This window comes from Providencia rettgeri, assembly GCF_001874625.1.
GTDB classification, from domain to species: Bacteria; Pseudomonadota; Gammaproteobacteria; order Enterobacterales; family Enterobacteriaceae; genus Providencia; species Providencia huashanensis.
This window is the reverse complement of sequence record NZ_CP017671.1, coordinates 3,561,609-3,587,887: the sequence shown is the minus strand read 5'-3', so window position 1 is coordinate 3,587,887 and position 26,279 is coordinate 3,561,609. Positions and strand designations below refer to the sequence as shown.

Sequence of the window (26,279 nt, the reverse complement as noted above, 5' to 3'; positions counted from 1 at the left end):
TAACAAATTATGAGATAAATTGTGAATAATGATGACAAGAAATAAATCATGGGGCATTAACTAAATGTAGTTAATGGATGAATTTTGGCATTTAAAAGCGACGAATAAATAAAAGCTGCATCCTACTTTATGGGTATAGATATTTCAAATGCAGCTAATCTCTAATAATAATTATATAAACATAACTAATGTGAATTATTTTTATTTAGTGGTAGCAAGTTGGTGCTCTACCTCCACCTTTTCAGATTCTTTTGCATCTTCCTCTTCATAGCGCATAGCTTGAGGGACTGATATTTTGATTGCAATAAATACGGCTAAGGCCCCACCGACCAATTTACCAAGTAAAATGGGGAGAACAAGTGTGGGTTGGAAATTTGCGGTAAAGGCTAAGTGATCACCAATGGTAGCCTGTGCACAAACACCGAATGCAACACATAATACTTTATCTCTTGCACGCATATCTTTGAATAAGTGATAAGTTGCAATGATGTTTGCCATTACCATAATAAAACCTAACGAACCGGTATCACTCAATTTTAAACGGTTACTTAATGCGCGAACTAATGGTTTACAGTAACGTTGGAACAGGTAACAAATTGGGAATGTCCCTGCCAGCATGATACCAATATAACCTGCAATTTCGATTGCACGGAATAGCTCATTTTGATCTGCAAACAGTGGGTCAAAGCCCCATGCACCGAAGACTTTACTAAATACGCCAGTAAAATGCTCAACAATAGAGAATGCTAAGACTAATTTCACAAATGCATCCATAATCTTACCGAAAATTAAAAAACCGGTAACCATTAGCATTGGGCGATATTTTAACCCAGCAGCGAGTAAGAAACAGAATACAAACAGTGGCATCAAGTATTGCAACATCGTGAAGAAGTCTAAGGTTAATTGATGCGCTGCGGGTGAGTTAGTCGAAATAATGTCTCTAACTGGAATATTATTGAATGTAATTAACAACAGGGATGCCAGTACGCCAAAGGGGATCGAGATCAGACCTGCCATCGCACCCAGTGCTAGATATTTATGATCTTTACGATTTAACATGGTTAAACCAACAGGGATCAAATAAACAATGGTGGCACCAGAGGTATAGCCGATCAACATGGCCGTGATCCACATATCGCGGTTTGTTGTGAGTGCATCAGCTAATTGATAGCCACCCATATCGACTGCAATAATTGACAATGCAGCAATTGAAACATCTGACCCTACAGATGAAAAAACAGGGCCAAGCACATAGGATATTAACTGTGATAGTAACGGTACGGCTGCCATAATCCCTGCTTGTGCAAGGAAAACGGGACCAATAGAGAATATACCATTAACAAACTCTTTTCCGAGGTCACTTGTTGGTCTAACAATAGATGCGACTGCGCCTATAATCGCACCGCACATGATTAAATAGATAATGTAATTTCCGAATTCAGCCATGGTAGGGTCCTTTTATTATTTTAGTGTCTTAATTGGCGAGAACGGGCAATGATGTCGCGATACTGTTCCATCACGCCTTGCATGTTGGTTCCATCTGGGCGTGTTATGGTTGCATTGCGTCTAACTGCCATTTCGTGAGTGATACCTAGGCCTTTACGAGCCAATAAGGCTGCGCCTAATGCTGTTACTTCACGGTTTGCTGGTGCTTCAATATTTTTTTGTAATAAATTGGCTAAAAACTGCTTAAAGTATTGATTTGAAGATAACCCTCCATCGACTGAAATTGACTGACCTAAAGGTGAAACTTGCTCCATTGCAAAAATAACTTCCGCTGAACGAGCTGCTATTCCTTCAAGAACGGACTGCATCATATCTTTTTTATCGGTATCTAGAGAAAGCCCCGCCCATAACCCCGCGGCACTCCGATCCCAGTAAGGGCAGCCTAAGCCAGATAATGCAGGTACGAATGCAAGGCCGCGTTTAATTGCTGGTTCAGTTCTAAAATCGGTGAGTTCATCGAATGAGTCGAAAAGGCCAATTTTACGCGCCCAATTAATGGCTGATGCTGCGTTATATACCCCTCCATCTAATCCGAAAACGGCAGGTGTACCCGGAAATTTCCAGCACAAGGTTGGTAATAATCCACTTTCGTGAGTTTTAGGAATATCAGCCCCTGTCAGTGCTTGTAAAAAAGCGCCTGTACCGAAAGTAATTTTTGCATCCCCTTTTTCACGGCAGCCATGACCGTATGTGCCGGCAAACTGGTCAACAATGATTGCCGTGACAGGGGTTAAATGCCCATCGAGGTTGATGGCACCAAAATCACCAATATTGTCTTTAATAGGTGGCAAACAATGAATAGGCACACCAAAAATGTCACATAGTTGTTGATCCCACTCTAAAGTGTGAATATTGAGTAGTGAGGTTCGTGATGCGGAATTATAGTCAGTGACAAATACACCACATAAACGGTCGAGGAAAAAAGCATCCATTGTGCCTATCCGTAGCTGGTTTTTATCCGCTAGCGTTTTCGCTCCCACCACATTCTCAATAATCCATCCCATTTTGCTGGCGGAAAAATAAGGGTCTAGTGGCAAACCTGATTTAGATTGCACTAGTGGTTCCAAGCCTGCTTCTTTCAGTCGTGAAATGGTTTTTTCAGTGCGTAAATCTTGCCAAACGATCGCATTGTATAAAGGGCGCTTACTTTGAGCATCCCATGCGACAATGCTTTCACCTTGATGACAAAGACCAATCGCATCAACAACCTCGCAGCTATTTAAGCATTTAATAATATTTGCCAAGATTTCCTCAGGGTCATGTTCTACCCAACCACTGTTCAACGTGATTTGTTTATGAGGAATGCTCATTGGGGAGTGATAATGGCCGCCTTCTTCAAAGACAACGACCCGGGTTCCCGTTGTTCCCTGATCGATAGCCGCATAACGTTGATTGAGCATCGCAATATTCCCAGTGTTGTAAATGTTGTAAATGTTGTAAATTAGTCTGTTTTTTTGCTTACTATCGTTTAATCGGAAATAAAATCCACAAAAAACTCACAATAAGTTTCACTAATGTGATAAAACTCACAATATTGTAACAATGTGAATAATATTTTTGTTAATGTTGTGGTTTGTGTTGTTTTATTTGTTGTGGTTGTGGGAATTATGTGGTTTTATGTGTGCAAGTTAGAAATTAAGGATCTCAGCCATGGATATTAATAATAAAAAAATTTGGGATGTCATTGTCATCGGCGGTGGTGTCATTGGCTGTGCTGTGACACGTAAATTTACACTAATGGGTGCCAAAACACTGCTGTTAGAGCGTGGTGGAGACATTCTTTCGGGAGCAAGTAAGGCAAATAGTGCACTATTACATACGGGTTTTGACGCCACACCAGGGAGTCTGGAACTTGAATGTATGCAAGATGGGTATCGTGAATTCATTGAAATCAGAGAAAAAATGAATTTACCGTTACTCGAAACCGGAGCATTAGTTGTTGCATGGAATGAAGAGCAATTGAGTAAACTCCCTGCGATTGTTGAGCAAGCACACACTAACAATGTATTAGATGTGGCAATCATCGATAAAGAGGAGTTATATCGCCGAGAACCACATTTGGCTCAGGGCGCGCTGGCTGCGGTTCATGTCCCCGGTGAAGCGGTTATCGACCCTTGGAGTACGCCACTGTCTTATTTAACTCAAGCAGTGAAACATGGTGCTGAATATCGTTTTCATTGTGAAGTAAAAAACGGTTCGCTAAACAATGGGGTGTGGGATTTAACCACATCAAAAGGTGAGTTTTCTGCCCGTTTGGTAATTAATTGTGCTGGTATTAACGGTGATATTGTGGAGTCGATCTGCCACCCATCACCATTCCAAATAAAACCACGCAAAGGGCAGTTTTTGGTTTATGACAAAGCCGCCGCTGCCGATATTAATGCGATCATTTTACCAGTGCCAACCGCAATAACTAAAGGCGTACTATTATCAAAAACTATTTTTGGTAACTTATTATTAGGCCCAACAGCAGAAGAACAGGATGACCGTTGGAAAGCGGAAGTGAAACAAGAAGTGCTAGAGGGGTTAATCGCCCAAGGCTCTCAGATGTTACCTTCATTACATAATTATAGTGTAACGGCAACTTATGCGGGACTGCGCCCTGCAACAGAAGAAAAACATTATCGTATAAATGATTATCCTGAAAAACACTGGATATGCGCAGGCGGGATCCGCTCAACGGGGTTAACCTCTGCTTTAGGTGTTGCTAACTACTTGGCAAAACTATACCAACAACACTTTACGCCATTATTTGAGCTTTCTCCTCCAGAAACGCTAATTTGGCCAACAATGCCAATGATATCCGAATATCACCAACGGGATTATCAGTGTAAAAGTAATGGTGGCATCGTATGTCACTGTGAGCTTGTTACGCAGCGAGAAATTGAAGCTGCGTTTGACTCCGATATTCCGCCTGAATGCTTAGGGGCATTGCGACGTAGAACGCGCGTGATGATGGGGCGTTGTAATGGGTTTTATTGTAGCAGTCAGGTAGCAGAAATAATCAATGGCCGGTTTGACCATACATTAGCAGTGGAGGCAGTAAAATGAGTTTGAATTATGATGTGGTTATCATAGGCTCAGGGCCTGCTGGGGTTGCTGCTGCGTATTCGTTGCGCCGTCGCGGTATTCAACGTGTTGCTATCATTGAACGTGAAGCTGATGCTGGCGGGGTCCCGCGTCATTGTCAGCACCCAACGTTTGGGGTACTTGCCTTTAAGCGCCCAATGAAAGGGAACCAGTTCGCTAAAAAGATTGTAGCTCAACTGGGAGACACGCCTATCTTTACCCGTAGTACGGTGACTCAGCTTCACCCTAATGGGCATTTAACCATTTCTACTCCTGATGGGCTTGTAGAGGCGCAAGCAAAACGTGTTTTAATTGCAACAGGAGTGCGGGAGACACCAAGGCATCCACGCTTGGTATCAGGGTTGCGTCCCCAAGGTATTATCACTGCGGGTGCATTACAGCAATTTGTGTATCTTAATGGTAAAAAACCGTGTCGTAACCCAGTTATTGTGGGGAGCGAACTGGTAAGCTTTTCTGCTTTATGGACACTAAAAAATGCAGGCGTTAAAGCGCAGGCTATGATTGAAAGTGGTGATCGCATTTTGGCCTTTAAGCCAGCCACATTATTTGCCAAAGCAATGGGAACGCCAGTGTTTCTTAATAGCCAAATTACTGAAATTGGTGGATTAGAGCGTGTAGAGTATGTGGTAGTTGAAAGTGCCGGTAAAACTCACAAAATTATGTGTGATTCGGTCATTTTTACTGGGCAATTTGTTGGGGAAAATACATTAATTCGCAAAAGCCACCTTGATTATGATGCGGCGACAGGCAAACCTGTAACGGACCAACGGGGTCGTTGCTCTGATACGAGTTACTATGCTGCTGGTAATATGTTACACCCTGCAGATATGGGTGATCAATGTTACCAAGAGGGGCTTTGGGTAGGTGAACAGATTGCAGATGACCTACTGGCGAATCATCACCAACAGCAACTAAAAGAGACTCAACGGCTCCCAGTGCATCTGGATGATAAAATTTGCTTTAGTGTGCCTGCTTGCATTGATATTAATGATAATTCAATAAATAAAATTAATTTTAATATTAAAGTCGAGCACGCGGTGAATGGCACTATTAAGGTTATGGCTGGCAGTACATTATTATATGAAAAGCACCATCGAGGTTTGCCAACTAGGCGTATTTTGCTGAAAAATATCGATTTAACAAAAATACAACGAGATGCTACTGAAATTAGTATCGCTGTTGTATAGTGCTAGAAATGTAAATGGTCAAGAAGGGTTAAACTATGTGTGAGGGGCGTTCCTCAAAAGTACGTCATCAAACCATCATTGAGTTACTTTCTACTCAGGGTCAGGTGTATGTACAAGAGCTCGCAAAGCATTTTAATGTCGCGCAAGAAACTATCCGTCGAGATCTGAGTAAGCTCGAAACTCAAAAATTACTTAAGAAAATTCATGGTGGCGCAGTTAATATTCAGTCAAAGTTTGAACGTAATTTTACTGAAAGGGCTCAAGCCGCGGTTGATGAAAAAAAAGCGATTGCAGCGAAAGCGGCTGAATTTATTAAACCGGGTGATACGTTGTTTATCGATTTTGGTACAACAACATTTGAATTTAGCCAGCGAGTAAAGCTAATTGATAACCTAACAATAATTACTAACTCACCGCTATTAGCGAATATATTGCAGGAAAACCCAACAATTGAAACTATTTTAATTGGTGGGCAATTTAATGCAGCGCAAAATGCCTGCTTAGGGGCTATTGCGCTAAAGAATATTGCTGAATTTTTTGCTGATTATGCGGTTATAGGTGCAGGGGCTATTCATTCATTACATGGGGTTATGGATCAACACGTTGATGAGGCTGCTATTGCGCAAAAAATGATGGAAAATAGTGACAAATTAATGGTATTAGCGGACGGCACAAAAGCCAATAAGCATGCCATTAATTTTGTTACAGGTTGGGATAATATTGATTATTTAGTGACAACCAGCAAAGACTTTAAATTACCTGAAAATAAAAAACGACCAAAAACAAAGATTATTATTGCAGAGCTTGAATAAGCTGTAGTTTTAAAAATTAAATTTTAGTTCTCCCTATGGAAAATAATGAATTATTTTTTATAGGGTTACTTTATCCAAAATACGTTATTGCCAACACTAGGAATTATTATGAGCCTTTATTTTATTGCTTGCCCTTACTCAGACCCTGATAGCAATGTTGTGGAAATGCGCTTTCAGGAGTGTACAAAATTTGCCGCTGAACTCGCCCTTCAAGGGATTGCAACTTATAGCCAGATCACAATGACTCATCCAATAAATCAATTTCTTGCAACACAAGGACAAAAAGTGGCTTGGTCTTCCATCGATATGGAATTCTTGAAACGTTGTGATGGGTTAATTGTATTGACGTTACCCGGCTGGGAAAAGAGTGGTGGTGTTGCGGCAGAAATTCAATTTTTTAAAGATAAAGGCTTGCCTGTTTGGACTGGCGACGAGTTTAAGGCACAAATGGAAAAATAATTTCCAGCCATAAAATAAATCGGTCCATAACCTATTGTTGTTATGGACTTTTTATTTATGTCAATTATTTAATAATATTCGTACTGATATTTGAACGTTTCAATTAAAGTATCAGGTAGATTGCTACGTGAATTCGTTAACTTTTCTGTTAGGCAGTTACCAAATTTATCAGTTTCTAAACACTCAATAGTGGTGGAGACTTCCTCATTATTGAGTTTGATTTTACGTATTTCTTGTTTAAAAAAACCGTGAGTGTCATAACTAAACTGGCGGATATCTTTCCCTGAATTACCGACCATTGAGACCAGTTTTCCTTGGTCATCATAGGAATATTGGTAAAATACCTCGACTCCTTCAGTAAAGCCCTTTGTGGAATCTATTTTGCCATTTTTGTACGTGGTACTGACTGTATAGTCATTACCTGCTTGGTCATGGGTTTTGATTGTGGATATTTTCCCGGATGGGTCTTGCTCAAAGGTGAACTTACCTTCGATACTCTGTATTGGCTGGCCGAATGAAATAATATTTACCATTTCATAGGTTGGATTTTTTTGGATGGTTCTCTTTAGTGATGAGTTTAGTTCTTTGTCTAAAAACCATTTTGACTCACTTTGATAGCTTTCTAAAGCACCACAAGTTGAAAACTGCATTTGTAGCGTTTTTGTATCTAGAGGCGAGCCTGTGGGAGTTGATGCATAGCTTACTGACTTTATTGATTTAATAGGGCCATAGACTATCTTTTGAGTCATTAAATGCAAGTTTTCACGATGTGTGTTTCGTAACTCATCACGACAGTCATCTACTGCATAAGCCGATGAAATAAATAATGACAATAAGCAAAGCAGGTGGTTTTTTTTCATTTATTATTTTCCTGAATTTTAACGAGTAGGAAATAATATAGAAGGTGTAATCAAAAAGTTTGTGTAAAAAAGCCGTAACTCGAGTTACGGCTTTAAAGGGGGAATAAGGCTCTAGTGGCTAGGTTTTAGGTATTCCGCTAAATTCTTGCCTTCACCTTTTTTATCGTTGTCACCATCAATAAAATCATCGACAGAACAGCCAAATTCCTCTACATCGTGGCACATGAGTGTCGCCATTGATTTGGCAATTTCATGTTCACCAATAATGATATGGTCAGCACCGCGTTCTTTGATAAAGCTGACTTCGTCATCATAGTGAGCACGAACAATCACAGTAATGTTAGGGTTCATTTCTTTAGCTGTTGCCACAATTTCACCTGCTTCATAACCATTAGGAATGGTTAGCAGTAACGTTTTGGCACATTCGATGCGGGCAAGGCTAATAATGTCTTTATTCGCGCCATTACCTAAAATCGCACTAAAGCCATTTTCGGCCAGCTCTTCAAACCTTGCTCGAGTATCTTCAACGACAACAACAGGGATTTCTTTTCTACGTAGCTTGTCTGCTAGCATACCGCCTACACGCCCATAACCGACAATGATGGCATGGCCACAAATATCGACAGGCACTTGAGTTTCTTCTTCCAGCGTTTCTTCCAGAAGTTGTTCTTCAATGGTTTCGGTACTTTCGAGGTATTTATCTAATAAAGTAAATAACACAGGGTTAAGCATAATAGAGACAATTGCCCCTGCTAACACAAGGTTCTGCGCGTCTTTATCCATGACACCGAGTGTTAAGCCCATACCTGCTAAGATAAATGCAAACTCACCGATTTGTGCAAGGCTAACTGATATGGTTAAGGCGGTTCGCCGTGAATGGCCAAACATCCTGACTAGTGCTAATGCCGCCGCAGATTTACCAATGATAATAATGGCGAGTACACCAAGAATGCCTAAAGGTTGTTCAATAAGTACGACTGGGTCAAATAGCATCCCGACGGAGACAAAGAACAGAACAGCAAATGCATCACGTAATGGTAAGGTATCCTGTGCTGCGCGGTGGCTCAATTCTGATTCGTTTAATACCATCCCAGCAAAGAAAGCACCAAGAGCGAATGAAGCGTCGAAAATCGCGACTGCTGCGTAGGCAATACCTAATGCTAGCGCAAGTACTGCAAGGGTAAATAGTTCACGAGACCCCGTAGAAGCGGTGCGCGATAAAATCCATGGAATGACCTTTCTGCCAATCACTATCATAATGAAGATGAATAGAACAACTTTCCCGATAGTCCAAGCTAGGCCTAATGCTAATTCACTAAAGCTTGCGTCATCGGTATTCATGATGGCAGCGGCTGCGGGGAGTAGGACCAAGGTTAATACCATGGCTAAGTCTTCCACAATCAGCCAGCCAATCGCAATTTGCCCACGTTGACTTTCAATCAGTTGCCGTTCTTCTAATGCACGAAGTAATACCACAGTACTGGCGGTCGAAAGACAAAGACCAAAAACAATACCCGTAAAGATCCCCCAGCCGAACAATAGGGACAACCCAAGACCAAGTAAGGTGGCTACTGCGATTTGTGCAATTGCCCCAGGAATGGCGATGGATTTAACGGCGAGTAAATCTTTCAGTGAAAAATGTAGGCCAACCCCAAACATCAGTAAAATAACACCGATTTCAGCTAACTCGGGTGCAAGAGCCGCATCCGCAACAAACCCTGGCGTAAATGGGCCTGCGAGAACACCTGCTGCAAGGTAACCAACTAAAGGGGAGATTTTTAATCGCTGTGCGATCATACCTAACACATATGCAAGGGCGAGACCACCAACAATGGTTGTGATTAAGGGCGTTGAATGCTCCATTTAGTCTCCTCTGATTAGTATAAATAATAATAGGTGGGTACATGCCGTTGACTTTTAAAATGAGGCCTTCATTTTAAAATGCAAATGCGATGTTTTTATATTTTAACTTTTTTTGAGAAAAATTTCCTTAAAAAAATGAAATGTTTTTAAAAAAAAGACGCTTTAAGGGTGCTAAATCGTTACAAACGATAAGATTATGGGATTTTTATCTGGAATTTATCTCTAATGTGGTGAGAAAGACCCACACTTATTTTTAGGTAAGTGTGGGAAATATAACAAAATAAATCTATTTGTGACCGATATTCGGCAGCAATACTGTAAAAATGCCAAGTAATGGTAGGAAAGCACAATAATGATAAACTTGTTCTATACTGGTTAAGTCAGCGATATGCCCTAAGACGGCAGCACCGACGCCTCCCATTCCAAAAGCGAGACCAAAGAATAACCCTGACACCATGCCTGTTTTACCGGGGATTAGTTCTTGCGCATAGACCAAAATAGCAGAAAAAGCGGAGGCTAAAATCATCCCGATAATCACGGTAAGGATACCAGTCCAATACAGTGAGGCATAAGGTAAAATTAAGGTAAAAGGTGCAACTCCGAGGATTGAGAACCAAATAACGTATTTACGCCCTATTTTGTCACCAATAGGGCCGCCAATCATGGTGCCTGCTGCAACTGCGAATAAGAAAACAAATAAGTGGATCTGGGCGTTTTGCACAGAAACACCAAACTTATCGATCAGATAAAAAGTGTAATAGCTGCTAATACTGGCCAAATAGAAATATTTGGAAAAAATCAACACTAACAATACTGCTAGTGAACCAATAATCGCTTTACGTGGTAACACGTTAATATCAGCGGTAGAAGCGGGCTTTTTACTTGCAGCACGGTGCTGTTGCTTATACCAATTACTGACTTGTAATAAAATGACGATGGCGAGTAATGCCGCTAATGAAAACCAGCCAATATTCCCTTTCCCATAAGGCTCTATAATTAAAGCCGCGAGTAATGGTCCTAAAGAAGCGCCTAAATTGCCGCCAACTTGGAAAAAGGACTGAGCGAGGCCATGACGCCCCCCTGATGCCATACGAGCAACACGCGAAGACTCAGGGTGAAAGACCGAAGAGCCGGTTCCGACTAAAGCGGCAGCGAGCAAAATGGTAGGGAAAGTTTCAGCCATTGCGAGCAAAATAAGCCCCGTTAGGGTAAAGGTCATTCCAATCGGCAATGAATACGGCTGTGGGTGCTTATCGGTATAGTACCCAATGATAGGCTGCAATAATGAAGCCGTAATCTGATAGGTCAAGGTGATCATCCCTATTTGGGCAAAACTCAATGAGAAATCAGCTTGCAACAAAGGGTAAATCGCTAATATCAACGATTGGATCATATCATTGAGTAAATGAGAAACACTGATAGCAGTTAGAATACTAAAAACAGTTTTCCCAGTTTTATTCAGTGGTTTTGATGGATTCGTGTTATTTGGGGTTGTGGTTTGCTCACTCATAATTATCAACTTTCTGTGTTACATAATTGTTATCAATATAGCTGAAATACAATTTATTTAAATGAATAAATAAGTCACATGAAAAAATAACACCAGTGATTTATTTGATGGCGATCTCATTTTTATGAAACGAATTTCTTATTCTGCAATAGGTATCAAATCCTGTTCATATTTTTGTGCTATAAAACTGAGGGTCGTGACAAGCTATAATCTAATATTAGTCAATTAAAATTCCTATACCAGCAGGGAGAAATGTATGAGGTTTACATTTAAGGCATCCGCATGTGCATTGACGGTATCATTAGCGTTAATACCCGCCACTATGGCAAATGCGTGGGAAAAAGATAAAACCTATAATATCACTATTTTGCATACCAATGACCATCATGGGCACTTTTGGCATAATGACCATGGCGAATACGGGCTAGCAGCTCAGAAAACAGTGGTTGATGAAATTCGCGATGAAGTAGCAAAGCAGGGTGGTAGCGTTTTATTGCTATCTGGTGGTGATATAAACACAGGTGTTCCTGAATCAGATCTGCAAGATGCAGAGCCTGACTTCAAAGGTATGAACCTTGTAGGTTACGATGCAATGGCATTGGGTAACCATGAATTTGATAATCCTTTGGAAACTCTGCGCCAGCAAGAAAAATGGGCAACGTTTCCTTTCTTATCTGCCAATATTTATCAGGCAAGCACAGGTAAGCGTTTATTTAAGCCTTACCAAGTTTTCGATAAGCAAGGCGTAAAAATCGCCGTGATGGGGCTAACAACCGATGATACAGTTCGTATCGGTAACCCAGCAAACTTCCCTGACGTTGAGTTTCGCGTACCTGCTGATGAAGCGAAAAAAGTCGTCGAAGAGTTACGAGAAACAGAAAAACCAGACATCATCATCGCCGCAACCCACATGGGGCACTATGATGATGGCAATCATGGTTCAAATGCGCCGGGTGATGTAGAAATGGCTCGTAGTTTACCCGCGGGTTATTTAGATATGATTGTTGGGGGGCATTCACAAGACCCTGTTTGTATGTCTCAAGAAAATAAAAACTACAAGCAAGCTGATTATGTGCCAGGCACGCCTTGTGCGCCAGATAACCAAAATGGGACTTGGATTGTTCAAGCACACGAATGGGGTAAATATGTCGGACGTGCTGATTTTGAATTTAAAAATGGTAAGTTTACCCTGAAACATTACCAGTTAATTCCAATTAACTTAAAGAAAAAAATCACGAAAGAAGACGGCACGAGTGAGCGCGTTTATTATACGCAAGAAATAGCTCACAACCCTGAAATGACCAAGCTTCTGACGCCTTACCAAGAAAAAGGTGATAAGCAACTTAGTGTGAAGGTGGGGTCAGTTGAAGGTAAACTTGAAGGTGACCGCAGTAAAGTTCGTTTTGTTCAAACCAATATGGGGCATCTTCTGTTAGCTGCACAAAAAGAGCGAGCAGGGGCCGATTTCGCCATCATGAGCGGTGGTGGTGTTCGTGATTCTATTGAAAGTGGTGATATTACCTACAAAGATGTCCTTAAAGTTCAACCGTTTGCTAATGAGCTAGTGTATGTTGATTTTAAAGGGGATGAAGTGATCCCTTATTTGACAGCTGTGGCAAATATGAAGCCTGATGCGGGTGCGTATGGTCAGTTTTATAATGTGAATTTAACACTGAATAAAGATGGCACTATCAGTGATGTTAAAATTGATGGTCAGCCTGTTGACCCTAGCAAAACTTATCGCATGGCAACATTAAACTTCAATGCTATCGGTGGAGATGGTTATCCGAAGATCGACAACCATCCAAACTACGTCAATACAGGTTTTGTCGATGCAGAAGTCCTCAAGGGGTATATTGAAAAACATTCCCCTCTGAAGGCCGCGGACTATGAACCTAAAGGTGAAATTATTTACAACAATAAATAATTCATAAAACCAGTAGAAAAGCTCCATTTATATGGGGCTTTTTTATCGCAAAAATACATTTGCCACTAAACGTGGTCCTTCAAAGATCTTGAAAGTAGATAAGTGCTTAAAATAGTCATTAGGTGCATGGTCAACAAGGAAACGAACTTTTCCTTGTGTTAACCACAACTGATGGCTATTTATTAAGTGGATTTCAAGTTGAAATACTACACTCCAATTTTTACTGTTAGGGATATCGAAGTGAGCGACTGCATAATAGAGCCCGATTGGCGGTAGTTGTTTTCTACCACCATTTTTAGTTAATACCCATTCAATAGTAACGGGAAACATTAAATCAGCAGCTACTTGCGAATTTCAGCAAAGGTGGCATTCAGTACGTTAGCGAGGTCTGTGGGGGCGAGTTCAATATCTAATCCACGTTTTCCCCCAGAAATAAACATCGTCGCATATTGTTGTGCTTGGTCATCGATAACGGTGGGCAGACGCTTCTTTTGGCCTAATGGGCTAATCCCCCAAGCAAATACCCCGTTGTTTTTTGGGCTATCTGAGGGTCGGCCATTTCAACTTTTTTTACTTTAAATACTTTGGCGACTAACTTTAAATCTAATTGACCTGAAACAGGGGTGACAGCAACGGCTAATGTTTTTTGGTCACCATTTAAGGCGACTAAGAGTGTTTTAAATACCTGTTTGGCATCTAACCCGAGCTTACGCACTGCTTCATCACCAAAGTTACTTTCATTGGGGTCATGTTCATAGGGATGCAGTGTAAATTGAATTTTTTGTTTTTCGAGTAATTTAACGGCTGGAGTCATTCTTTTGCCTTTTATTGAGTTATGACTTACTAACGCAAATATTCAACAAGACTATTTTCACCAAATAAATGCAATGCGCCCACGGCGACAACATAATTTCCATCAGGGAGCGCTTTGAGCTTCTTTCCCCAATCTGCATTACGTTGATTCATTAATACTTGATATGTCCCTTCGCTAAAGGTATTTGGGAGAATCGTTCGATTATTGGGTTGGTAATCTAGCCACCAACCTATCATGGTTTGCAGTAAACGTGCGTTTTCTCGCCAGTGAACCAGTGAGTCTTGTAATAACGTAAGCCCATTATTAGGCAAGGAAAGCAACAATTCAACTTGGGAATGGGTTCCCTCAAGCTCGATAATAGGTTTATTCTGCGATTGGGCACTGCGGAGTAATTGATAGTCTATGCCATAATGACCGCGCAAACCCAGTTCTTGGGCTTGTGTTGCTTGTAAGATCAATGCGATTTGCCATGAAGGTAGTGCGTCAAAGCGTTCAGGTGATTGGTGTATTTCTTGGCAAGACTGTAAGAAAAGACTGAACTCTTTATCAGTTAACCGCTGTTGGACTGGAGGTAGCTCAGTATTACCGTCAGAAAAAGGTGAGTGGGTATCAGTAATATCCGCTTCAACAATCAATGCATCTGCTTGGTTAAGTTTGTCTAATAGTACGCTAGATAAGGGAAACATATTTTCTGTTCCCATATGAATACTGCCCACTATGTGCAGTTTGAGGTGCTTTGATAGTCGAACATCAATGGCGGGATAAGGATAGACTGGCGCAGTTTCCATATGGAGCCAATTTTTTAAATTTTCGATAAGTTTTCCCATGTTCCCTACCCAATTCTTAGTTAGACAACTAGGTTAAACAATCTTTGGTCATTTTGCGAATGTTGAACGTCAATTGCGCATTTTTAGTGTGTTTGTCATTAAAAGTGATTAAATAAAGGGTGGATAAAACCGAGGAAATAATGCCTCTATAATAGAGGCATTATCAGTGATTAACTTTGCTTATTGATATTTTTAAACACGCTTAACAACGTAAATAAGCTAAAGGAACTAAATACCATTTCAATACCAATCAATGTTGTCAGTAAAGTGATTGACGTAATTGGGCCGTTTCCGATGAGTAAATAGGCGATAAAGAAATCTAAAAGACCAATAATAATTTGCAACCAACCGCTAGCGGAGCTGATTTGTTGGAAGCCAACATATAGCCGAATAACACCACCAATAATAAAAAGAGCGGCTACAAAAATGGCGAGAGCAATTAGACTTTGGAGCGGGTCTTTGATAAAGGAATAGCCAACAATGATATAGATTAGCCCAATAATAAAGCCAAATAAGCGTGACCACCCCGTGTAAATAACGGTGCTTAAGATGCTCACAATTGCGCCAACACCACCAATAATAAGCAAAACACCTAGTACTGTACTGACGGCGATACCAGATATCATTGGGTTAATAATACAAAAAATCCCACCTGCTAATAGTAAAAAAGATAATATTAACAAAATGGTGCGCTGTTTTTTAAACTCTTCACTAGCGAGTTTTGCGAGCTTATCACTATCAATATTAAGCATTTTGTACTCCAAATATTAAATAACGGGATATTTAACATTATAGACTTCGCTTTCAATTAATAACATATAAGATAATAAGATTTTACTGCATAAAGCATTTTCTGTGAGAATGGATAAAAGGAGAGGAAATCAATTTCCTCTCCTTACAGGGTTATTTCTCAGGTTTAAAGCGTAATAAGCGGTTGGCGTTACTGACCACGGTAATGGATGATAAGGCCATTGCTGCACCTGCAACGACAGGGTTAAGTAAAGTCCCCGTAATTGGGTATAAAATACCCGCCGCGATTGGAATGCCTAATGTGTTATAAACAAAGGCACCAAACAGGTTTTGTTTCATGTTACGCAGTGTTCCTTTTGAAATAGACACTGCATCGGCAACGCCATGTAAGCTTTGGCGCATTAAGGTAATGGATGCGGTCTCAATCGCGATATCACTACCGCCACCCATCGCAATACCAACGTCAGCTCGGGCTAGAGCAGGGGCATCATTGATACCATCACCGACCATCGCCACTTTGTGGCCTTTGGCTTGTAAGGCTTCGATTGCTGCTGATTTACCGTCAGGCATTACGCCGGCGATAACTTCATCAATACCCGCTTCTTTGGCTATCGCATTGGCGGTTACTGGGTTGTCGCCAGTTAACATGACTAAACGGAAACCTTGTTTATGTAAACGCGCCAGCGCACTTATGCTGTCTTCACGTAATGGGTCACGGATAGATAATAGTGCAGCGACTTTGCCATCCACCGCTAACATGACAGGTGTTACACCTTGAGTTGCTTGTTGATGCAATGTCTCTTCAATATCGCGGGTGTCGATATTATTTTGTGTTAACAGCTTTTGGTTGCCTAATAAAATGGTTTGCCCATTAATGATGGCGCTGACACCAAGGCCTGCGAGAGTCCTAAATTGCTCATTGGTTGGTAATGTTAAGCCTTTTGCTCGGGCTAATACCGCACGTGCTAATGGGTGATTAGAACCATTTTCCAATGAGGCCGCCAGTTGTAAGGCGGTATCTTGTTCATAACCATTAAATACATGGATATCGGTAACTTGTGGCATACCCTCAGTCAATGTACCTGTCTTATCGAATACTATGGTATCTAATTCACTGGCTTGTTGTAACGCATCTGCATCACGCACTAAGACACCAAATTCAGCAGCTCGACCTACGCCTGAAATAATGGACATAGGCGTCGCTAAACCTAAGGCACAAGGACAAGCAATAATAAGTACCGTGGTGGTAATGACCAGTGCGTAGGTAATTTGTGGGGCAGGGCCAACAAAGTACCAGATGGCACCTGAAATCAAAGCAATAGCCACGACGATAGGTACAAACACCGCAGAAATACGGTCAGCAAGTTGGCCGATTTGTGGTTTGCTGCTTTGTGCTTGGCGAACAAGATAAATAATACGAGCTAAGGTAGTTTGACTCCCCACAGCTGCTGCGCGAAATAGCACAGTTCCATCCTGAACTACAGTACCTGCATGGACTTGGTCACCCTTGCTTTTTTGCTGAGGGATTGGCTCACCAGTTAGCATTGCTTCATCTAGCCAGACTTCTCCTTCAATGATTTCACCATCGACAGGTACGCGGTCGCCCGTCGCTAAGCGTAACACCATCCCTTTTGTCACCTGCTCTAATGGCATATCCACTTCGCCTTGCTCTGTGACGACACGGGCAGTGGGGGGCGTTAAATCCAATAGCCTTTCGAGAGCTTTTGATGAACGCTGACGAGCACGTTGCTCTAGCGCATGGCCTAGGTTAATCAGACCGATAATCATTGCACTGGCTTCGTAATAAAGGTGCCTTGCCTGATCAGGAAACCACTCTGGCCAAATATTGACGACGATAGAGTAAAACCAAGCTGCACCTGTTCCTAGTGCAACTAGGGTATCCATTGTGGCACTGCCATTTTTTAGGCTTTGCCATGCATTACGGTAAAAGTGGCCGCCTGCAAACACCATGACGGCAAGGGTTAACAGACCAATGGTTAGCCAAATAGTATGGTTTTGCTCAGTGAGCACCATATTATCGCCCATCATCCCCCAGACCATCACTGGGATACCAAGAGCGAGTGCTAACGCTGATTGCCAGCGAAAACGACGCATATTTCCCTGCGCCACTTCTTGCTGTCGTTCGCGGCGTTTTGCTTCATCTTGAATAATTTCAGCGCCATAACCGGCTTTTATGACGGCGTTAATCAGGTCTTCAGGGACTGCGGTTCCTGTAACTAACGCACTGCGTTCAGCTAAATTTACACGTGCATTCTCAACACCTGGGACGCTATTTAATGCTTTTTGCACTTTACTGACACAACTGGCACAAGTCATCCCGTCTAATAATAATTGAACACTGTCATCGGTTGGTGTTATGTCAGGTTGTTCATCTAAATCAGACTGCTGTGCCGGAATATCACATATTGCCGCTGAATCAGCTTCCGGCTGTTCAGTTTCTATCGTCAGCGGCTCAGTTTTTGGGGATTCAGAACCTTCTTGACTGAGGGATGCTTGATATCCTGCTCCTTCAATTGCACTAATTAGTGCATCAACGGAAGCATGACCGTGAACAACAGCCGATTTAGTATCAACTTTAGCACGTTCAACCCCCTCAACGGCTTCTAAAGCTTGTTGCGTTTTCGCTGCACATTTCATGCAACTTAAGCCAGAAAGAGCTAGTGTTGTTGTATTAGGTAGTGCAAGCTCCGCATGATAACCGGCTTGCTGAACCGCGCTAATTAAAGCTTGTGGATCAGCGGTTCCATAGACTTTTGCATGCGTGGTATCAACAATTGCGACGGCAACACCATCAACGGATTCAAGTGCTTGCTGGGTTTTACCTGCACATTTCATGCAGTTTAGACCGGAAAGCTGTAATTGTACGTCAGGGGTTGTTGCGACTGTAGCTTCATAGCCAGCGTCGGTGATTGTAGGAATAAAATCAGTTGCATCGGTATCACTGTCAAAAACAGCATAGTCGATGGTAACTTTAAGGTTAGCCACATCATCACGACTTTCCAATGCTTTAGTGACTGAACTGACGCAATGCATGCAGCTTAGCCCTTGTAATTTCAATATAACTTTATTACTCATTTTCCAGCCTCCAAACCCTTTTAGTAAATGGGTCTATAATTTTATCTTTAATTTGGTCTATAATTCGTCGATATGCAAAGGTTACACCTTCCAGCAAGGTTAAGGTCAAGAGGAATTATGAATATTAGTGAAATTGCCAAAAAAACTGGCCTAACTGCAAAAGCGATTCGTTTTTATGAAGAGAAAGGGCTAATTACTCCACCAGAAAGGGGGGAGAATAGCTACCGCTATTATCAAGAGAGGCACTTGAATGAACTTGTGTTACTCAAACAAGCAAAAGATGTTGGCTTTACACTGGATGAATGTGGCGAGCTGTTAGGGTTATTCCGTAACCCCAGCAGACATAGTGCGGATGTAAAAAGCACAACTATTGCTAAGATAAATGAAATAGAGCAGACAATCGTAAAATTGTCTGCTATTCGAGATACATTACAAGAGCTTGTCGATGTGTGCCCCGGGGATGATGGTGCTGACTGCCCAATTATTGACCATTTGGCGCGTAGTTGTTGTCACCTTCAGAAGGCTTAACTTTCAAAGTGATACCATCAACGGCAACGACGACCACTTCAGTGTTTACAGAAAGAGGGACGTCGCTATAAACACGCCAACTGCCATCGGCAAGGCGTATGCGGCTATAGCCCTCTTCAGTATCGGTTAATAAACGTGCTTTGAAGCCAACCAGTTGGTGACTAATTTGATTGACGTCATCGGCAGTCGTTTTCTTTCGCCCACTTAACCACTTACGCCATAAAACGGCAGACACAACCGTTAATACGGCGAATAAAATTCCTTGCCATTCCCAACCAAGAAATGGCAGTAACCAAGTGAGTAACCCGACGGCAACAGCGGCAATTCCTGACCATAGTAGATAACCGCCAGTACCAAGTAGTTCGGCAATTAGCAATAGCCCACCAAGACACAGCCAAAACCATGCCGGCTGAGCACTGATAAGCTCTATCATTCTGCGACCTGTTTTTTGGTATTGTTGGCTTTTTTACTTTCGCCGATCAGCTCTGTAATTCCGCCGATTGCTCCCATTAGATTGCTAGCTTCTAATGGCATCATAATCACTTTGCTATTTTCAGCGGAACCAATACTGGTTAGCGCATCAGTGTACTTCTGGGCAACGAAATAGTTAATCGCTTGCATATCCCCTGCGGCTATAGCATCGGACACCATTTGAGTCGCTTTCGCTTCGGCTTCCGCGGCTCTTTCCCGCGCTTCTGCTTGTAAGAAAGCAGACTGGCGTTCACCTTCTGCTTTTAGGATTTGGGATTGTTTTTCACCTTCGGCTTTTAAAATAGCCGCTTGACGAACCCCTTCAGCTTCCAAAATATCAGCACGCTTAGTCCGTTCAGCCTTCATTTGTGCATTCATCGCGCTGATAAGTTCTTTTGGTGGTTTGACATCACGAATTTCAATACGGGTGATTTTAACCCCCCAAGGGTTAGTTGCTTCATCAACGACATGTAATAAGCGAGTATTGATAGAATCACGTTGAGACAGCATTTCGTCAAGTTCCATTGAACCTAATACAGTACGAATATTGGTCATGGTTAAATTCAGTACGGATAACTCTAGATTACTGACCTCATAAGCTGCACGAACAGGGTCTACGACCTGAATAAAGCACACGGCATCGATAGTGACGTTGGCGTTATCCCGAGAAATGACTTCTTGAGATGGGATATCAAGGACTTGTTCCATCATATTAATACGACGGCCTATTTTATCCATAAATGGCACGATGATATGTAAGCCTGGTTGTAAGGTACGGGTGTAACGACCAAAGCGCTCTACAGTCCATTGGAAACCTTGAGGCACTGTTTTAACACAGGTAAAAACAATAACGATAGCGACAAAAATGATAATCGGTATTGCACCATAGGCGAACAAGTCCATATCGACCTCTTAATTAATAAAGTAATGAATAAACTTGGCGGCGATATTTACTTGCTAACGCATCGCCAGTACCCATTGCTGACATGATATCCATCATAGTTTTTTTAACGGCACCTTCACCAGCACCCAAATCTTTACGTAAGAAGCCAAATAGTAATTCCAGTGCTTCTTCATTACGGTTCACTTCATGGAGTTTTAATGCCAATTGTACCGCTAAATTTGTATTTTGTGGTTCTTGGTTAAATTCATCCTGCAATTGTTGAATTTCTGGGGTATCTGCAGCTTGTTTCAGCAATTCAATCTGAGCAACTAAACCTTGATAACGGCTGTCTTTATCTTGTAATGGAACACTATTCAGGGTGATTTGGGCATCATCAACTAAGTTTAAGCTAATTTGTGTTTCTGCCAATAATAGTGTGATGTCACTATTTTTAGGGTTAAGTTGGTTAGCTTCTTTTAATAATGGTAATGCTTCTTGTGCTTTACCTTCCGCGATTAGCTCCGCGGCTTGTGCCGCTTTCATTTCTTCTGGGCTAGGGAGTACCCGAGATAAAATTTCTAGCACAACCTCTTCAGGTTGTGGCCCTTCAAAGCCATCGACGGGGCGACCATTTTGCAATACATAGACGGTTGGGATTGCTTTTAAGCCAAATTGACCTGCAATCATTTGTTCTTCATCACAATTAACTTTAGCTAAAATAAATAAACCTGCATAGTCATTGGTGATTTTTTCCAACAGGGTACCAAAATCTTGGCAGTGTGGGCTGCGAGGGGACCAAAAATAAAACATGACAGGTAAGTTCATTGATTGTTCAATGACTTGATGCAGGTTAGTTTCGTTGATATCGATAATTTGAGCGTTAGCAAACATAAGGTATCTCTTTAGAATTTTTTAACATTAATAGTAGAGTGGGGCTGATTTTGCTTTTTTCAAGCCTTTTTCCCCTGATTTGCCAGTATTTTATCCATTAATTTGTCGGGTAGAATACGTTTAAGTATACGCACGGCAACGGTTAATAATGTGACTGAATAGCGTACTTTGGGGCGTGGGCTTTCTAAAGCATGGATTAGTTTCTCAACCACATGCTCTGGCGTTAATGTAAAGCGAGAAGCAATCCCTGGGTTTTGAATGGGTTTATCTTTTTGAGTTTGTTCGACATTTTGGGTAAATGCAGTATGAATAGGGCCGGGTTCAATTAAGCTGATAAATACACCGCTACCTTTTAGCTCTAATCGTAATGCATCTGACCAAGCTTCAAGGGCATATTTACTGGCTGCATAGGCCCCGCGGCCAGGGGTCGAAATAATGCCCATTACGGAGCTAGTTTGAATTATTCGGCCTTCATGGTGCTCTAGCATGGAAGGGAGTAATTGTAAGGTAAGCTGGTGGACACCAAAAAAATTGGTGGAAAATTGCGCTTCGAGTTGCTCGCGACTAATGCTACTTAAAGGCCCATATACGCCAAACCCTGCGTTATTGAATAATCCGAAAAGCCGATGGTTACAGAGAGATAATACAGTTTGTGCCGCAGCATCTATGCTATTGTTATCATTAAGATCAAGGGAGACCGTGTCATAGCCAAGTGCTTGAAGGCGTAAAATATCGCTTTCTTTTCGACAAGCGGCAATAACATGGTAACCACGCTGGCGTAGGGTTTGTGCAGCACAAAAGCCAATACCACTCGATGCTCCGGTAACCAAGATTGATTTTTTGTTTCGTGCTGATGTTTGCATAACTTTACCTTGATTCCATGCAATTTAAATTATTTCGAGTATAAAAGAGGGCTTTTATACTCTGAGTTTAGCCATTATTTTACTGCTTAGGCGGTAAAATATGCGCAGAAAGTTGCTTTTCCATAAAATCAGCAATTGATGGTTGGGCTTCTACTGTAGGATGAATACCATCTTGTTGTATCCATTCAGGCTTTGTAATCACCGTTTCCATATAAAATGGTAATAAAGGTATTTTATTATTTTCAGCAAGTTTGGGATAAACTTTTTCAAAGCTTGTTGTATAACGTTTTCCATAATTGGGTGGAATACGAATTTGCATTAAGAGCGGTTTTGCACCAGATTGCTCTATTTGGTCGATAATTTGCTGTAAATTAGTTTCGAGATCCTCAACAGGGAGGCCTTGTAAGCCATCATTGGCACCTAATTCAATCAGAACCCAGTTTGGTTTGTTTTGTGTAAGTAAGGTAGAAAGGCGTTCAAGCCCTTGTGCTGAGGTATTCCCACTGATGCTGCCATTAATAACTGCAATGGGCGGTGACAGTTTCTGCCAACGGTCGGCAAGTAGCGAGGCCCAAGCCTGCTCAGCCGGTAAACGGTAGCCTGCACTCAGGCTATCCCCTAAGATCAATAACTTAGTTGACGCCAGTGCGTGTCCACTCGCGGTTAGTAACAGGAGAAAAACCAATATATGTCGGCGAATAATATTCTTGAAGTTCATCATCTCATTAAACGTGTTGGTCAAGGTGAACATGAACTGACTATATTGCAAGGTGTTGAGCTAATTGTCGAGCCCGGTCAAACAATTGCTTTAATTGGCGAGTCTGGATCTGGAAAATCGACCCTATTGGGGATCATCGCAGGCTTAGATGATGGTTCTAGTGGCACGGTTAGTTTACTAGGGCAAGAGCTAACCCGTATGGATGAAGAACAACGTGCGCGTTTACGTGCTGAAAGTGTCGGTTTTGTTTTCCAGTCTTTTATGCTTATTCCAACATTAAATGCGGTTGAAAACGTGCAGCTACCTGCCTTATTACGTGGTGAATCTGAATCAAAAAGCTACCAACAAGCCGCTGATTTACTGGCTGAATTAGGGCTAGGGAAACGCCTTAATCATATGCCGGCTCAGCTTTCAGGAGGGGAGCAGCAACGGGTTGCATTAGCTCGCGCTTTTAATGGGCGCCCGAAAATTTTGTTTGCAGATGAGCCAACGGGGAATTTAGACCGCCATACTGGGGATAAAATTGCTGATTTATTATTTGCTATGAATAAAGACCATGGCACAACCTTAATTTTAGTCACTCATGATAACGAATTAGCCGCTCGTTGCCAGCGTCGTTTACGGTTAGTTGATGGGCAATTGAGGGAAGAAATATGATTTGGCGTTGGTTTTGGCGTGAATGGAAAACACCATCGCTACTTATTGTTTGGCTTGCATTGACGCTTGCTGTTGCCTGCGTATTAGCGTTGGGGCGCATTAGTGATCGTATTGAAAATAGTATGAGTTACCAAAGCCGTGAGTTACTGGCTGGTGATTTAGTTTTACGTTCTTCACACCCCGCTGACCCAAAATGGTTGCAAGAAGCGAAAAATACAGGGCTACAGCTGAGCCAGCAGATTTCATTTTCGACGATGGCATATGCAACCGAAGATGAAGATGCAAGGCCGCAACTGGTACTAGTCAAAGCCGCAGATAACGCTTACCCACTCTATGGTGGGTTAGTAACTGAACCTGAAGGCTTACAGCCTAGACAAGGGCAGGTTTTAGTTGCACCACGGCTACTTGAGTTATTGGGACTTAAAGTTGGAGATAGCCTCGATATTGGTGATGCCACACTTAAAATTTCAGGTAAATTGCTCCAAGAACCTGATAGCGGTTTTAACCCATTTCAAATAGCGCCAAGGGTATTAATTGCGATTGAAGATGCACCATTAACAGGGGCAATTCAATTGGGGAGCCGTTTAACATATCGCGATATGTTTGCTGGTGATACCGACATGGTCAGCAGTTTTCAACAAAAATTTGATCAACAGCTCCGAAGTGACCAACGTTGGTATACTTTAAGTGAGAATAACGGGGCGGTCGGAAAAACCTTCCAGCGGGCGCAACAGTTCTTGTTACTGTCAGTTTTATTAACCTTATTGTTAGCCATTGCCGCGGTAGTGGTTTCTATGACCCATTATTGTCGCAGCCGTCACCAGTTAATAGCAGTGCTTAAAACCTTAGGTGCAGGGCGAAATGCGTTACGGAAATGGATTATTGGCCAATGGTTGGTGATCTTAATTGCTGCGGCACTACTCGGCTCATTATTAGGGTTGGCTTTTGAAGGCATTTTAATGCAAATCCTTGGGGCCATGTTACCGAAAGAACTTCCATCAGCAAGCTTAATGCCTTGGGTTTGGGCTGTAGGTACCCTATTTATTATTGCTATTATTGTTGGTAGCCGGCCTTATTACCAACTTATGGCAACTCAGCCTTCAAGGGTATTACGGGATGATGCTCAGTCTCCTGTTTGGCCACTATATTATTATTTACCTATCGTAGTATTCATTGTTGTTGGTGGTTTATTTATCTTTGCGGGGGTAAACCCACTGTTATGGTCGATTCTAGCAGGGATTGTGGTTGTTGCTATTTTATTGGCTTTAATTGGTTGGCTAGGGCTATGGGGGCTTCGACATATTAAATTCCGCCAGCTTAGCTTACGTCTTTCTGTGAGCCGGTTACTAAGGCAACCACTACAAACGATTACTCAGATGAGTGCATTTTCATTATCGTTTATGTTATTGGCGTTATTGATCTTAGTGCGCGGTGATCTTCTTGATCGTTGGCAGCAGCAACTTCCTGCGGATAGCCCTAATTATTTTTTGATCAACATGAATCACTCACAGCTTGAGCCTGTGACAAAATTACTTGCACAGTACCAAGTTAAACCGACAGAGTTTAACCCTGTGGTACTTGCACGCTTAACGGATATTAACGATCAATCTGCTATTGAATGGGCAGATGAGCGAGATCCCAATAATAATACGGTTAGGCGTGAATTAAGTTTAACATGGCAATCGGAATTAGCCCCTGCGAATGTAGTGGATGAAGGGATGTGGCCACCTAAAGCGGGTGAAGTTTCAATTGAACAGACGGTGGTTAAAGAGCTAGGTTTAAAAATCGGCGATAAACTTACTTTTAACGCAGGTGCTCAGGTGTTTTCGGCAACAGTAAGCAGTATTCGTACTGTTGATTGGGAAAGTTTACGGCCAAACTTCTATTTTATTTTTTCAGAAGAAACGTTATCGGCCATGCCAGCAACTTGGCTAAGTAGCTTCCATTACGAAGGCGATGGTCAGTTATTGACACAACTTAGTCGTCAGTATCCAACTATTAATGTCCTTGATACTGGGGCGATTATCACACAGATCCAGCAAATTCTTCAGCAAGTCAGCCAAGCTCTTGAAGTAATGGTTGTGTTGGTTATCTTCTGTGGAATACTGTTGCTATTAGCGCAGATCCAAGTGGGAATGAGCCAGCGTGAACGTGAGTTGGTTGTTTATCGCACCCTCGGTGCAAGTAAAAAACTGATGCGAAGAACACTGTGGAGTGAATTTGCTTTACTTGGTTTAATGGCGGGTCTTGCGGCTGCATTTGGCGCAGAAATCGCGTTATGGTTACTGCAAAGTAAAGTATTTGATTTTCCATGGCAACCCGAGTGGCGTATGTGGGTATTACTCCCTTTAAGTGCCGCCTTATTGTTATCTATTTGTGGCGGGTGGCTGGGGCTGCGTCTGGTTGGAACAGGAAACCAGCACAGGCGGCTACCAAATAGTTAACAGGGTGATTTTTAGCGTTAGGCGGTCTGTAATGCTAAAAGTTAACTTAAATAAAGGGGCAAGTATGAGTGCTGTTTGCTTGCCCTTAATCATAGTAGGCCGTTTGTTGGTGTCTCTAGTCAA

The 26,279-nt window shown here is 41.9% G+C and carries 22 protein-coding genes and 1 pseudogene; 8 read left to right on the top strand and 15 right to left on the bottom strand.

Features of this window, described 5'->3' with window-relative positions:
• Positions 1-201: 201 nt before the first annotated feature.
• Together eutH and RB151_RS16740 are read right to left on the bottom strand one after the other, a co-directional pair.
• Complete coding sequence (gene eutH, locus RB151_RS16745; RefSeq protein WP_042848141.1) at positions 202-1,446, bottom strand: ethanolamine utilization protein EutH; 1,245 nt, start codon at positions 1,444-1,446, stop codon at positions 202-204.
• A gap of 20 nt (positions 1,447-1,466) precedes the next feature.
• Positions 1,467-2,906: an FGGY family carbohydrate kinase gene (locus tag RB151_RS16740; RefSeq protein ID WP_042848140.1), complete on the bottom strand. Its 1,440-nt coding sequence runs from the start codon at positions 2,904-2,906 to the stop codon at positions 1,467-1,469.
• Positions 2,907-3,156: 250 nt separating this feature from the next.
• On the opposite strand from RB151_RS16740, the gene RB151_RS16735 reads away from it, so the two are divergent.
• From RB151_RS16735 to RB151_RS16720, 4 genes are all read left to right on the top strand, one after another.
• Complete coding sequence (locus RB151_RS16735; protein ID WP_042848137.1) at positions 3,157-4,557, top strand: NAD(P)/FAD-dependent oxidoreductase; 1,401 nt, start codon at positions 3,157-3,159, stop codon at positions 4,555-4,557.
• Positions 4,554-5,783, top strand: coding sequence for an NAD(P)/FAD-dependent oxidoreductase (locus tag RB151_RS16730; RefSeq protein WP_042848135.1), 1,230 nt, complete (start codon positions 4,554-4,556; stop codon positions 5,781-5,783). Before RB151_RS16735 ends, RB151_RS16730 begins: the two co-directional genes overlap by 4 nt.
• 35 nt (positions 5,784-5,818) lie before the next feature.
• Positions 5,819-6,595 (top strand): DeoR/GlpR family DNA-binding transcription regulator, encoded by a 777-nt coding sequence (locus tag RB151_RS16725; protein ID WP_042848132.1) that lies wholly within the window; start codon positions 5,819-5,821, stop codon positions 6,593-6,595.
• Positions 6,596-6,703: 108 nt separating this feature from the next.
• Positions 6,704-7,054: a DUF1937 family protein gene (locus RB151_RS16720; protein WP_042848131.1), complete on the top strand. Its 351-nt coding sequence runs from the start codon at positions 6,704-6,706 to the stop codon at positions 7,052-7,054.
• Positions 7,055-7,122: 68 nt separating this feature from the next.
• Here the strand turns inward: RB151_RS16720 and RB151_RS16715 are convergent, their stop codons facing one another.
• The 3 genes from RB151_RS16715 to RB151_RS16705 form a co-directional block, all read right to left on the bottom strand.
• Positions 7,123-7,914, bottom strand: a complete 792-nt coding sequence (locus tag RB151_RS16715; protein ID WP_071548527.1) for a hypothetical protein — start codon at positions 7,912-7,914, stop codon at positions 7,123-7,125.
• Positions 7,915-8,025: 111 nt separating this feature from the next.
• Positions 8,026-9,777, bottom strand: coding sequence for a YbaL family putative K(+) efflux transporter (ybaL, locus tag RB151_RS16710; protein WP_042848129.1), 1,752 nt, complete (start codon positions 9,775-9,777; stop codon positions 8,026-8,028).
• A 286-nt stretch (positions 9,778-10,063) separates the two neighbouring features.
• Positions 10,064-11,287 (bottom strand): MFS transporter, encoded by a 1,224-nt coding sequence (locus RB151_RS16705; protein ID WP_042848128.1) that lies wholly within the window; start codon positions 11,285-11,287, stop codon positions 10,064-10,066.
• Between the two features lie 256 nt (positions 11,288-11,543).
• On the opposite strand from RB151_RS16705, the gene ushA reads away from it, so the two are divergent.
• Positions 11,544-13,214, top strand: coding sequence for a bifunctional UDP-sugar hydrolase/5'-nucleotidase UshA (gene ushA / locus RB151_RS16700; protein ID WP_042848127.1), 1,671 nt, complete (start codon positions 11,544-11,546; stop codon positions 13,212-13,214).
• Positions 13,215-13,256: 42 nt separating this feature from the next.
• Here the strand turns inward: ushA and RB151_RS16695 are convergent, their stop codons facing one another.
• The 5 genes and pseudogenes from RB151_RS16695 to copA form a co-directional block, all read right to left on the bottom strand.
• On the bottom strand, positions 13,257-13,544 hold the full coding sequence (locus tag RB151_RS16695) for a hypothetical protein (protein WP_042848125.1): 288 nt from the start codon (positions 13,542-13,544) through the stop codon (positions 13,257-13,259).
• Positions 13,545-13,555: 11 nt separating this feature from the next.
• Positions 13,556-14,028, bottom strand: a pseudogene (ybaK, locus tag RB151_RS16690) (Cys-tRNA(Pro)/Cys-tRNA(Cys) deacylase YbaK).
• A 29-nt stretch (positions 14,029-14,057) separates the two neighbouring features.
• On the bottom strand, positions 14,058-14,855 hold the full coding sequence (locus RB151_RS16685) for a TraB/GumN family protein (RefSeq protein WP_048608060.1): 798 nt from the start codon (positions 14,853-14,855) through the stop codon (positions 14,058-14,060).
• A gap of 170 nt (positions 14,856-15,025) precedes the next feature.
• Positions 15,026-15,607 carry an HdeD family acid-resistance protein gene (locus RB151_RS16680; protein ID WP_042848118.1) on the bottom strand — a complete coding sequence of 194 codons (582 nt, stop codon included), beginning with the start codon at positions 15,605-15,607 and terminating at the stop codon, positions 15,026-15,028.
• Between the two features lie 151 nt (positions 15,608-15,758).
• Positions 15,759-18,701: a copper-exporting P-type ATPase CopA gene (gene copA / locus RB151_RS16675; RefSeq protein ID WP_071548526.1), complete on the bottom strand. Its 2,943-nt coding sequence runs from the start codon at positions 18,699-18,701 to the stop codon at positions 15,759-15,761.
• A 117-nt stretch (positions 18,702-18,818) separates the two neighbouring features.
• Here copA and cueR point away from each other — a divergent pair, with 117 nt between their 5' ends.
• Positions 18,819-19,229: a Cu(I)-responsive transcriptional regulator gene (gene cueR / locus RB151_RS16670; protein WP_042848115.1), complete on the top strand. Its 411-nt coding sequence runs from the start codon at positions 18,819-18,821 to the stop codon at positions 19,227-19,229.
• Here cueR and RB151_RS16665 read toward each other — a convergent pair.
• From RB151_RS16665 to tesA, 5 genes are all read right to left on the bottom strand, one after another.
• A complete protein-coding gene (locus RB151_RS16665; protein WP_042848113.1) occupies positions 19,183-19,662 on the bottom strand; it encodes an NfeD family protein in 480 nt (159 codons plus the stop codon). The two genes, cueR and RB151_RS16665, sit on opposite strands and share 47 nt — an antisense overlap.
• Complete coding sequence (locus RB151_RS16660; RefSeq protein ID WP_042848111.1) at positions 19,659-20,603, bottom strand: SPFH domain-containing protein; 945 nt, start codon at positions 20,601-20,603, stop codon at positions 19,659-19,661. Before RB151_RS16660 ends, RB151_RS16665 begins: the two co-directional genes overlap by 4 nt.
• Before the next feature lie 13 nt (positions 20,604-20,616).
• A complete protein-coding gene (locus RB151_RS16655) occupies positions 20,617-21,474 on the bottom strand; it encodes a co-chaperone YbbN (RefSeq protein WP_042848109.1) in 858 nt (285 codons plus the stop codon).
• Positions 21,475-21,533: 59 nt separating this feature from the next.
• Positions 21,534-22,337 (bottom strand): SDR family oxidoreductase, encoded by an 804-nt coding sequence (locus tag RB151_RS16650; protein ID WP_042848107.1) that lies wholly within the window; start codon positions 22,335-22,337, stop codon positions 21,534-21,536.
• Positions 22,338-22,416: 79 nt separating this feature from the next.
• Positions 22,417-23,058, bottom strand: coding sequence for a multifunctional acyl-CoA thioesterase I/protease I/lysophospholipase L1 (tesA, locus tag RB151_RS16645; RefSeq protein ID WP_042848104.1), 642 nt, complete (start codon positions 23,056-23,058; stop codon positions 22,417-22,419).
• Between tesA and ybbA the strand changes: the two genes are divergently transcribed.
• Both ybbA and ybbP read left to right on the top strand, forming a co-directional pair.
• A complete protein-coding gene (ybbA, locus tag RB151_RS16640; RefSeq protein ID WP_042848102.1) occupies positions 23,026-23,712 on the top strand; it encodes a putative ABC transporter ATP-binding protein YbbA in 687 nt (228 codons plus the stop codon). The two genes, tesA and ybbA, sit on opposite strands and share 33 nt — an antisense overlap.
• Positions 23,709-26,156, top strand: coding sequence for a putative ABC transporter permease subunit YbbP (gene ybbP, locus RB151_RS16635; RefSeq protein WP_042848100.1), 2,448 nt, complete (start codon positions 23,709-23,711; stop codon positions 26,154-26,156). Before ybbA ends, ybbP begins: the two co-directional genes overlap by 4 nt.
• Positions 26,157-26,279 lie beyond the last annotated feature (123 nt).

What these genes read in the sequence shown, in the direction of transcription:
- eutH (WP_042848141.1), bottom strand. Translation starts at nt 1,446, where the DNA reads ATGGCTGAATTCGGAAATTACATTATCTATTTAATCATGTGCGGTGCG.
- RB151_RS16740 (WP_042848140.1), bottom strand. Translation starts at nt 2,906, where the DNA reads ATGCTCAATCAACGTTATGCGGCTATCGATCAGGGAACAACGGGAACC.
- RB151_RS16735 (WP_042848137.1), top strand. Translation starts at nt 3,157, where the DNA reads ATGGATATTAATAATAAAAAAATTTGGGATGTCATTGTCATCGGCGGT.
- RB151_RS16730 (WP_042848135.1), top strand. Translation starts at nt 4,554, where the DNA reads ATGAGTTTGAATTATGATGTGGTTATCATAGGCTCAGGGCCTGCTGGG.
- RB151_RS16725 (WP_042848132.1), top strand. Translation starts at nt 5,819, where the DNA reads ATGTGTGAGGGGCGTTCCTCAAAAGTACGTCATCAAACCATCATTGAG.
- RB151_RS16720 (WP_042848131.1), top strand. Translation starts at nt 6,704, where the DNA reads ATGAGCCTTTATTTTATTGCTTGCCCTTACTCAGACCCTGATAGCAAT.
- RB151_RS16715 (WP_071548527.1), bottom strand. Translation starts at nt 7,914, where the DNA reads ATGAAAAAAAACCACCTGCTTTGCTTATTGTCATTATTTATTTCATCG.
- ybaL (WP_042848129.1), bottom strand. Translation starts at nt 9,777, where the DNA reads ATGGAGCATTCAACGCCCTTAATCACAACCATTGTTGGTGGTCTCGCC.
- RB151_RS16705 (WP_042848128.1), bottom strand. Translation starts at nt 11,287, where the DNA reads ATGAGTGAGCAAACCACAACCCCAAATAACACGAATCCATCAAAACCA.
- ushA (WP_042848127.1), top strand. Translation starts at nt 11,544, where the DNA reads ATGAGGTTTACATTTAAGGCATCCGCATGTGCATTGACGGTATCATTA.
- RB151_RS16695 (WP_042848125.1), bottom strand. Translation starts at nt 13,544, where the DNA reads ATGTTTCCCGTTACTATTGAATGGGTATTAACTAAAAATGGTGGTAGA.
- RB151_RS16685 (WP_048608060.1), bottom strand. Translation starts at nt 14,855, where the DNA reads ATGGGAAAACTTATCGAAAATTTAAAAAATTGGCTCCATATGGAAACT.
- RB151_RS16680 (WP_042848118.1), bottom strand. Translation starts at nt 15,607, where the DNA reads ATGCTTAATATTGATAGTGATAAGCTCGCAAAACTCGCTAGTGAAGAG.
- copA (WP_071548526.1), bottom strand. Translation starts at nt 18,701, where the DNA reads ATGAGTAATAAAGTTATATTGAAATTACAAGGGCTAAGCTGCATGCAT.
- cueR (WP_042848115.1), top strand. Translation starts at nt 18,819, where the DNA reads ATGAATATTAGTGAAATTGCCAAAAAAACTGGCCTAACTGCAAAAGCG.
- RB151_RS16665 (WP_042848113.1), bottom strand. Translation starts at nt 19,662, where the DNA reads ATGATAGAGCTTATCAGTGCTCAGCCGGCATGGTTTTGGCTGTGTCTT.
- RB151_RS16660 (WP_042848111.1), bottom strand. Translation starts at nt 20,603, where the DNA reads ATGGACTTGTTCGCCTATGGTGCAATACCGATTATCATTTTTGTCGCT.
- RB151_RS16655 (WP_042848109.1), bottom strand. Translation starts at nt 21,474, where the DNA reads ATGTTTGCTAACGCTCAAATTATCGATATCAACGAAACTAACCTGCAT.
- RB151_RS16650 (WP_042848107.1), bottom strand. Translation starts at nt 22,337, where the DNA reads ATGCAAACATCAGCACGAAACAAAAAATCAATCTTGGTTACCGGAGCA.
- ybbA (WP_042848102.1), top strand. Translation starts at nt 23,026, where the DNA reads ATGTCGGCGAATAATATTCTTGAAGTTCATCATCTCATTAAACGTGTT.
- tesA (WP_042848104.1), bottom strand. Translation starts at nt 23,058, where the DNA reads ATGATGAACTTCAAGAATATTATTCGCCGACATATATTGGTTTTTCTC.
- ybbP (WP_042848100.1), top strand. Translation starts at nt 23,709, where the DNA reads ATGATTTGGCGTTGGTTTTGGCGTGAATGGAAAACACCATCGCTACTT.